The organism is Azospirillum sp. B4 (assembly GCF_000333275.1).
Taxonomy (GTDB): Bacteria; Pseudomonadota; Alphaproteobacteria; order Azospirillales; family Azospirillaceae; genus Nitrospirillum.
The window spans coordinates 1-8344 of record NZ_BACU01000387.1; the positions used below are offsets into that span (position 1 = coordinate 1).

The window sequence follows — 8344 nt, forward strand, 5'->3', positions numbered from 1 at the left end:
CAGGCCCATGGCGCCCAGGCAGGCGAACCAGAAGCACATCACCGGCCCGAACAGGCGGCCAACCGTGTTGGTGCCGCCGCTCTGGATCAGGAACAGCCCCACCAGGATGACCACGGTGATGGGCACCACCCAGTGCTGGACGTCCGGGGCGGAAATCTCCAGCCCCTCCACCGCCGACAGCACAGACACGGCCGGGGTGATCATGCCGTCGCCGTAGAAGAGCGCCAGGCCCAGCATGGCCAGCACCGTCATCAGCCGGCGCTGCGAGCGCGACCGGTCCTTGCCGCTGAGCGCCAGGGTGGACAGCGACAGGATGCCGCCCTCGCCCTTGTTGTCGGCCCGCAGGATCAGGACCACGTATTTCAGGGTGACGACCAGGACCAGCGACCAGACCACCATCGACAGGAAGCCGAAGATGTTGCCCTCATTCAACGGCATGCCGGTGATGGCCGGGTCGAACGCCGTGTGCATGGTGTAGAGCGGGCTGGTGCCGATGTCGCCATAGACGACACCCAACGCCCCGAGGGTCAGGGCCCAGTGGCGGCGACCGGCGTCGTGCTGGTCGCTAGAGTGGCTGGATTGCATGGGTGGGGATGAGATCGGCGTAGACTGCGTTAGGACGGCATGCTCAGGCATCAGTCGGGTGACATGGCTAAAAGAGGTAGGGGTCCAATAGCGACGGAACGACGGAGCGGAACACGACATCGGTGGCAAAGCGGCCGGATCGACCACGCCCCCACCCTGAGACGGATCGCGGCGTCAGTCAACAATCACATCGCAGGTGCAACATCGGCGCGGATCCGCCGGCACCCGCCGGGCCTTTGAAAAAACGACATTCCGGACCACTTGGTCTATGGTGGGCGCGCCTGCCCAACACCCACTGAACAAACGGTTTTTCGCCCGTGCCCCCCCATCGCCGACTGGCCCGCCTGCACCAGCGCCGCATCACCGTCGACGGCCGCCCCTTCGCCACCCTGAAGGGGGTACCGGCCCTGCGCTGGCAGGATCCCTACCACTTCCTGCTCAGCATCCCCTGGAGTGGATTCTTCGGCCTGGCGCTGGCCGTCTACCTGGTCGCCAACCTGATCTTCGCCGGGTTGTACCTGGCCGATCCCGCCGGCATCACCAACGCCCGCGTCGGCTCCTTCACCGACGCCTTCTTCTTCAGCGTGCAGACCCTGGGCACCATGGGCTATGGCGTCATGGCGCCCCATTCCGTCTACGCCAATGGCGTGGCGGCGGCCGAATCCTTCACCGGCATGGCGGGCGTTGCCCAGATCACCGGCTTGATCTTCGCCCGCTTCTCCCGCCCCCGGGCCATGATCCTGTTCAGCCGCAACATCCTGTTCACCCAGCATGACGGGTGCCCGGTGCTGATGCTGCGGGCGGGCAACACCCGCGGCAATCAGATCCTGGAAGCCCAGGCCAGCCTGTCGCTGAGCACCACGCGCATCACGCCGGAAGGCACGCACATGCGCGGGTTCGAGGAATTGACCCTGACGCGCGCCCGATCGCCCCTGTTCGCCCTGTCCTGGTCCATCATCCACCGGATCGATGAGACCAGCCCCCTGTATGGCCAGACGGAATGGACCCTGCGGCAGAGCCAGGCCAGCTTCATCGTGCTGTTGAGCGGCACCGACGAAAGCTATTCCCAACAGGTTTACAGCCGCAAAATCTATGAAATGGAGGATGCGCTGTGGGGCCGGCGCTTCGTCGACATTATCAAGCTGCGTGACGATGGCCACCGCCTGCTGGACTTCGACCGCTTCCACGATACGGAGCCGCAGCGCCTGCCCAAGCCCGACCCGGAGCCGCCGATGACCACCCCGTAAATGGACGAATAACGACCGGCCTGATCACTGGCCGGCGCGCTTGGGGCCCCAAGTGGGGGGCCCAAGTGGGGGTCAGCGGTGTGGATTGATCCCACGCCGCTGACCATTGACCATCTATTTGGCCGCTGCGGCGGCGCAGGTGTCGCCGGGACCGCCGTCCAGATCCAGGCAGCGCCCGTCGACATCGCCGGGGGCCAGTTTGAAGCCCACCTGGGCGGCCAGCGTCGGCATGATGTCGATGGTCTCGACGGACAGCGGCTGCTCGAAGCCCGTCAGGCCCTTGCGCCAGAACAGGATGGGCACGCGGCGGTCATAGTCCCACGGGCTGCCGTGCGTGGCGATATAGCTGCGCGGCTTGGCCGCGATGGACATGATCCGCGGCTTGAGGAAAACGATCAGGTCGCCGGAGCGGTCGGCATCGTATGACGCCCGCGCGCGGTCCAGCAGGGTCCAGGTCTCGGGCGCCCCGGTCGGGATAGGGGCCGCCGCCACCTCCGCCGCCGTGTAGACGGCGGCCACCTGCGGGTCGGCGCGATACAGGGGCAGGGTCTCGGCCAGCACCTTCTGCCGCCAGGTCCCCGCGACCACCGGCCCCACCCAGACATCGCCGTTGGTGCCACCCAGCAGCAAGTCGGCCCCGGCGATGCCGGCGGGCGCCACCTTCTGGCCGATGTTCTCCGGCAGCAACGTGCTCTCCACCCGTGCCGCCATCGGCATGCCGCGCAGTTGCTCGCGCTCGGGAATGTCGTTGCCGCCGTGGTCGGCCGACAGGGCCAGGACGTAATCCACGCCCGTGGCGTCCAGCGCCGCGACCAGCTTGCCCAGCGTACGGTCCAGGTTGGCCACCTGGATGCACATCTCCGACCCTTCGGTCCCATAGGTATGGCCGATATAGTCGGTCGCCGAGGCGCCAACGGTCAGGACGTCGATCGACTTGCCATGGCCCAGCTTCATGTCCTTGATCAGGCGGACGGCCAGGTCGATGATGGTGGCGTCGAAGGCGGGGGACGCCTTCCACTGCGCCTCCGCCGTGGGCCCGGGCTGCCGGGCGAAGCGGCCGTTGCCGACCGTCATGATGTCCTTTTCCCGCTCGACCGCCACCGGCATGTCGATGGCGCGGCACCATTCCGGTTCCTCATAGGCCTTCGCCGGCTTGGCCAATTCCGCCTGGGCTGCCTCGTTCACCGCGGCAACGGCCGCTGGCGGCGTGCGCCCAGCGTAGGAGACGAAGCCCTGGCCGTCCTTCCAGAACCACAGCTCATCCACCGCGTGGCCGCCCATCATGATGGCCGCCCGATCCTTTCCGGCGACGGAGATGGTGCGCACGTCGGCGTCGGCGGCCTTCATCCGTTCACCCAGCGTCGGCACCTTCAGGTGCACGTCGGAGGGGACGTATTCCTTGTAGCTGCCCTTGCTCTCATCCTCGGCGCAGTAGATCTTGCCCGGCCGGGGACCCTTGAAGCTGTACCAGTCGTTGGCAATGATGCCGGTGCGGGTGGGGCGGTCGCCGGTCATCAGCGTCGAATGGCCGGGGCAGGTCTCCGTCGCCGCATGGCTTTGATAGCCGTTGGGGAACACCGCCCCCTCCGTCAGCCGGCGCAGGCCACCGGTGAAATGGCTGCGGTAGTGCTGGAACAGGTCGGCTGAGAACTGGTCGACCGATACCAGCACGACCAGCTTGGGCGCGGGCGCCGGGGCGTCGGCCGCCACCGCGCCAGCGGAGATGCCGCCGATCAAGGCGGCCGCGGCGCACAGCGCCGTCATCCTGGAATACCAACGCGTCACCGCTTCCCCCTTCCGCTTACCCCGGCGGGCAACCCGCCAGGACCCGCGCAGTTGTTTTCCATCCACGGCCCGATCGCAACACGTCTTTGCCGATGCCATTGAAATGTCATATAGATTTGGAAGGTGTCCGCCCGCCTTGTTCCCGGCCCGGCACCTGACTTAAGGTAATGATGGTCTCTTAGGGGGATTTGGGGACGACATCGCCGCAAGGGGGACACATGACGGCGTTGGAAGTGCGCGGGCTGGCCAAGGCGTTCAGCCGGCCAGCGGTGCAAGGCCTGGACCTGACCATCGCGCCGGGGGAGTTCTATGGCCTGCTGGGACCCAACGGCGCCGGCAAGACCACGACCCTGCGCATGGTGGTGGGCCTTTTGCAGCCGGACGCGGGCAGCATCCGCGTCTTCGGTGTTGACGCCCTGGCCGACCCCATCGCCGCCAAGCGCCAGGTGGCCTGGCTGCCGGACGAGCCGCTGATCTACGACAAGCTGACGCCGCTGGAGTTCCTGGAGTTCGTCGCCGGCCTGTGGGGCGTGCCCGCATCGGTGGCCGCCGCCCGGGCGGAAGAGCTGCTGCACCGCCTGGACCTGTGGGACCACCGCGCCGAGCGCTGTGAGGGCTTCTCGCGCGGCATGAAGCAGAAGGCGGCCCTGGCCGGCGCCTTGATCCACGATCCCCGCCTTCTGATCCTGGACGAACCCCTGACCGGCCTGGACGCCGCCATCGCCCGCGAGGTCAAGGCGATCCTGGTGGAACGGGTGCGCGCCGGCGGCACGGTTATCCTGACCACCCACATCCTGGAGGTGGCGGAGCGGCTGGTGGACCGCATCGGCATCATCCAGCATGGTCGTCTGATGGCCGAGGGCACCCTGGCCGACCTGCGCGGCCGGGTGGGCCGCGGCGACGGCACCCTGGAAGAGGTGTTCCTGGACCTGGTCGCCACCCCCGATTCCGCAGCCGAAACCCGGGAGCCGGCATGACGGCCGGGACCCTGCCCTGGCTGCTGCGCCATGAGCTGCGCTTGGCCATCCGGGGCATGAAGCTGTCGTCGGTGGCCGTCTGGCTGTCGCTGCTGGCGCTGGTGGCGCTGTTCCACGTCATCGGCGGCTTCATCGCCTTCGGCCTGGGCCAGGGGGCGCACGCCGCCCTGCCCGGCATCAGCGCCATGGTGGCGGCGCTGGCCAGCTGCTTCATGGCCGGTACGGCGGTCTACCGGGCCATGGACACCATCTACAGCCGGGGCGACTATGACCTGCTGCTGTCCAGCCCGCTGGCGCCCGGGGTCATCCTGCCGGCCAGGGCGCTGGCGGTGGCGGCCGGCACCCTGCTGTTCCCGGCGGCCATCATCCTGCCCATCGCCAACATGGGTGCCGTGTTCGGCCATGCCAACTGGCTGGCGGCCTACCTGGCCCTGCCGGCGCTGGCCCTGCTGGTGACGGCCGTCGCCCTGCTGGCGGCCTTGGGGCTGGTACGCTGGGTGGGGGTGCGCCGCGCCCGCGTCGCCGGCCAGGCGCTGGCGGCCGTCACCGGCTTCCTCATGGCGCTGGCGGGCCAGATTCCCCACCTGGTCGGCGTGCGCATGAATTGGGTGGACGGCAGCGGCCTGCACGGGCCGCTGGCGACGGTCCTGCTGCTGCCCGGCCGCGCCCTGCTGGGCGACCCGCTGGCGCTGGCCATCCTGGTCGTCACCTGCGCCGGAGTCTTCGCGGGGGTGACGATGCGCTGGGGGCCCGCCTTCATCGCCGCCGCCACGGCGGCGGCCGGCGCCGCCACGCCCCGGGCCAAGGCGCCCCGCCGGGTCCATCGTTTCCAGGACGCCCTGGGCCCGGTGCTGCGCCGCAAGGAATGGCGCCTGATGGCGCGCCACCCGCAACTGGCCCTATTGCTGTTCCAGCAAATGAGCGGCGCCGTCATCCTGGTCATCTCCATGCAGGCCCAATGGCGGGCGGAGCCCCTGGTGCTGATGGCCCTGGTGGTACCCGTGGCGGCGCTGGCGGCCGGCACGCTGGCCAAGCTGGCCCTGGCCGATGGCGCCGCCGACCTGATCGGCGCCGCCCCGATGCCGGCCCAGCGCCTGCGCCGCGCCAAGGTGGAGGCGGCGGGCCTGCCGCCCCTGGCGGTGGTGGTGATGGTGGCCGCTGCGGCCGCCCCCATCAGCCTATGGGGCACCCTGACCATCCTCAGCTGTGGTATCGCCGCCAGCGCCAGCGCCGTGGTGTCCAGCCTATGGGTACAGCCCATGACCGGTGCGGCCATGCAGCAGATGCTGAAGCCACGCAAGGGCGCCGGCGCCAAGGTGGTGGGCCGCACGCTGTTGGAGACGTTGATGAGTTATGGCTGGATGGCGGCCGCCGTCCTGATGCTGCACCACGACCTGTACGCGGTGCTGGTGGCCGGCGGCCTGGTGGGCCTGGTGGCCATTCTCCGCACGCCCTTATAGGTCGCCTCCAACGCCGGCGGGGCATCCGCCCTATTCGGCTGGCGATAGGGTGGCGCCGTCGCGGCGGCGGTTCACGAACAGCACCAGGACGGCGGTCAGCACACAGGCCAGGCCCGCCACCTGGAAGGCGGGAAAGTAGCTGCCCCATTCCGTGCGGATGAGGCCGGTGCCGTAGGCCGCCAGCGCCGCCCCCATCTGGTGGCCGGCCCCCACCCAGCCGAACACCACGGGCGCGTCCCGCCGGCCGAAACGGTCGGTGACCAGCCGCACGGTGGGCGGCACGGTCGCGATCCAGTCCAGACCGTAGAACACCGCGAACAACGACAGGCCGTACAGGCTGAAGCCCGACAGGGGCAGGTAAAACAGGGACAGGCCGCGCAGGCCGTAGTACCAGAACAGCAGCTTGCGGCTGTCCACCCGGTCCGACAGCCAGCCGGAACCAGTGGTGCCCACCAGGTCGAACAGCCCCATCAGCGCCAGCAGGCTGGCGGCCTGCACCTCGGGGATCCCCTGGTCGAAACAAGCGGAGATGAGGTGGGTGCCGATCAGGCCGTTGGTCGACAGGCCACAGACGAAGAAGCTGGCGAACAGCAGCCAGAAATCCACCGACCTCGACGCCCGCGCCAGGGTGGTGAAGGCGATGACGATGGGGTTGCCGCTGCTCTGCCCCAGTTCATCCTCCAGGGTGCCGCCCACCGGCGCCAGACCAACGGCGCGGGGGCTGTCGGGCAGCAGCAGGCCCACCAGCGGCACCAGCACCAGGGCGGCGGCGGACACCGTCAGGCCCACGGCCTGCCAGCCGAAATGGGTGGCCAGCGCCGCCATGCCCGGCAGGAACACCAGCTGGCCGGTGGCGGAGCTGGCGGTCAGCAGGCCCATGACCAAGCCGCGCTGTTTGATGAACCAGCGGTTCACCACCGACGCCGCCAGGGTCATGGAGGTGAGGCCGGTGCCCAGGCCCACCAACAGGCCCCAGGACAGCATCATCTGCCACGGCTGGGTCATCAGCGTGCTGGCCGCCGTGGTGACGGCCAGCAAGGACAGGCCCGTCAGGATGGTCCGCCGGATGCCGACAGCCTGCATCAGGGCGGCGGCGAAAGGCCCCATGAAGCCATAGAGGAAGATGTTCAGCGATACCGCCGCCGCGATGGTGGCGCGGTCCCAGCCCAGCGCCTGTTCCAGCGGCACGAACAGCACGCCGGGTGCCGCACGTACCCCCGCCCCCACCAATAGGGTGGCGAAAGCCAGCGCCGCCGCGATCCAGCCGTAATGCATGTGGCCGGCCACCCGCCGGGCCAAGTGCCCCGCCAGGGACGGGGCGGCGCCGTGCGCGGACTTGGGGTTGGTCAGATCGGCCATGGCATGTGCTTATCCAATGGGGGTAAGGGGCGCGACCCATAATACGGGCAATTACCCATATTTCAAGAACCGTTCAATCACAGCATCTTCCCGCCGTCATCCGCCTGTCACAGCCACGTCATAGACGCGTGCGCAGCCGACTCGCCGTCCTCTGCCCTTCGTCTAGGACTATCCGATTTTGTTGCAGACGACGGCCTATGATGGGCGTAAGCTTTTGAAACGCGGCGTGACCGCTTCAAGGCGACGATCGTTGCCTGATAGCCGATGCGTCAATAAAAATAAAGACAAGCTGGCGGGGACCTTGTCACGCCGGCGAAAAACGGAATGGAAATACTGCCAGAACCGGACCTTCGACTCAGGAACCCAAGCGATCTCGCCTTTATCCCTTGAACAGACAGCTGGAGGGAACTATGGCCACTGACAACTTCGTCGAAAGCCTGCGCCAGAAGCATGCCAATCTGGAAGACCGGATCCATGCCGAATTGGCACGCCCCTATCATGACAGCGCCGCTGTGCAGCGCATGAAGTTCGAGAAACTCAGGCTGAAAGAAAGAATCGACGAACACACGCGGCACTGACCACCGCGGGCCATTGGCCATATGGGCCCCGGCACCCCGATGCGGGTGCCGGGGCCGAAAATGAAAGGACCGGATGGGCATGCCCCTGCCGGTCCTTTTTTTATGCGCGGGTCTTCAGGCTGCTCACTTTTTGTAAAGGCCCTGGTATTCCTGGCGCAGCAGGTTCTTCTGCACCTTGCCCATGGTGTTGCGCGGCAGGTCGTCCACGAACAGCACCCGCTTGGGCTGCTTGAACTTTGGCCAGCGGCCGTCCAGGGCGGCCAGCACGGCGGCCTCATCCACCGTCGCCCCCTTCTGGCNNGCACACACGGCGGTCACGCCCTCGCCGAAGTCGGGGTGCGGCACGCCGATGA

Annotated in this window: 7 protein-coding genes and 1 pseudogene; 4 read left to right on the forward strand and 4 right to left on the reverse strand. The window is 68.1% G+C overall.

Annotated features, from left to right (window positions below; translation table 11 throughout):
• The coding region (locus I55_RS17160; RefSeq protein ID WP_199902622.1) for a KUP/HAK/KT family potassium transporter at window positions 1–585 on the reverse strand (585 nt) is incomplete at its 3' end.
• Window positions 586–902: 317 nt separating this feature from the next.
• Here I55_RS17160 and I55_RS17165 point away from each other — a divergent pair.
• The gene (locus I55_RS17165) at window positions 903–1832 is read left to right on the forward strand and encodes an ion channel (protein ID WP_044561802.1); all 930 of its coding nucleotides are present in this window, start codon (window positions 903–905) and stop codon (window positions 1830–1832) included.
• Window positions 1833–1946: 114 nt separating this feature from the next.
• Here I55_RS17165 and I55_RS17170 read toward each other — a convergent pair whose 3' ends face one another.
• Complete coding sequence (locus I55_RS17170; RefSeq protein WP_044561803.1) at window positions 1947–3596, reverse strand: alkaline phosphatase family protein; 1650 nt, start codon at window positions 3594–3596, stop codon at window positions 1947–1949.
• 239 nt (window positions 3597–3835) lie between these two features.
• On the opposite strand from I55_RS17170, the gene I55_RS17175 reads away from it, so the two are divergent.
• Together I55_RS17175 and I55_RS17180 are read left to right on the forward strand one after the other, a co-directional pair.
• Entirely contained in the window at window positions 3836–4594 is a 759-nt protein-coding gene (locus I55_RS17175) for an ABC transporter ATP-binding protein (protein ID WP_044561804.1), read from the forward strand.
• Window positions 4591–6054 (forward strand): hypothetical protein, encoded by a 1464-nt coding sequence (locus I55_RS17180; protein WP_044561805.1) that lies wholly within the window; start codon window positions 4591–4593, stop codon window positions 6052–6054. Before I55_RS17175 ends, I55_RS17180 begins: the two co-directional genes overlap by 4 nt.
• A gap of 30 nt (window positions 6055–6084) precedes the next feature.
• Here I55_RS17180 and I55_RS17185 read toward each other — a convergent pair whose 3' ends face one another.
• A complete protein-coding gene (locus I55_RS17185; protein ID WP_085940039.1) occupies window positions 6085–7413 on the reverse strand; it encodes an MFS transporter in 1329 nt (442 codons plus the stop codon).
• A gap of 410 nt (window positions 7414–7823) precedes the next feature.
• On the opposite strand from I55_RS17185, the gene I55_RS34570 reads away from it, so the two are divergent.
• Entirely contained in the window at window positions 7824–7991 is a 168-nt protein-coding gene (locus I55_RS34570) for a YdcH family protein (protein WP_083901186.1), read from the forward strand.
• Window positions 7992–8114: 123 nt separating this feature from the next.
• On the opposite strand, the pseudogene I55_RS17190 reads toward I55_RS34570, so the two are convergent.
• Window positions 8115–8344: pseudogene (locus I55_RS17190) on the reverse strand (malonyl-CoA synthase); the annotation flags it as partial.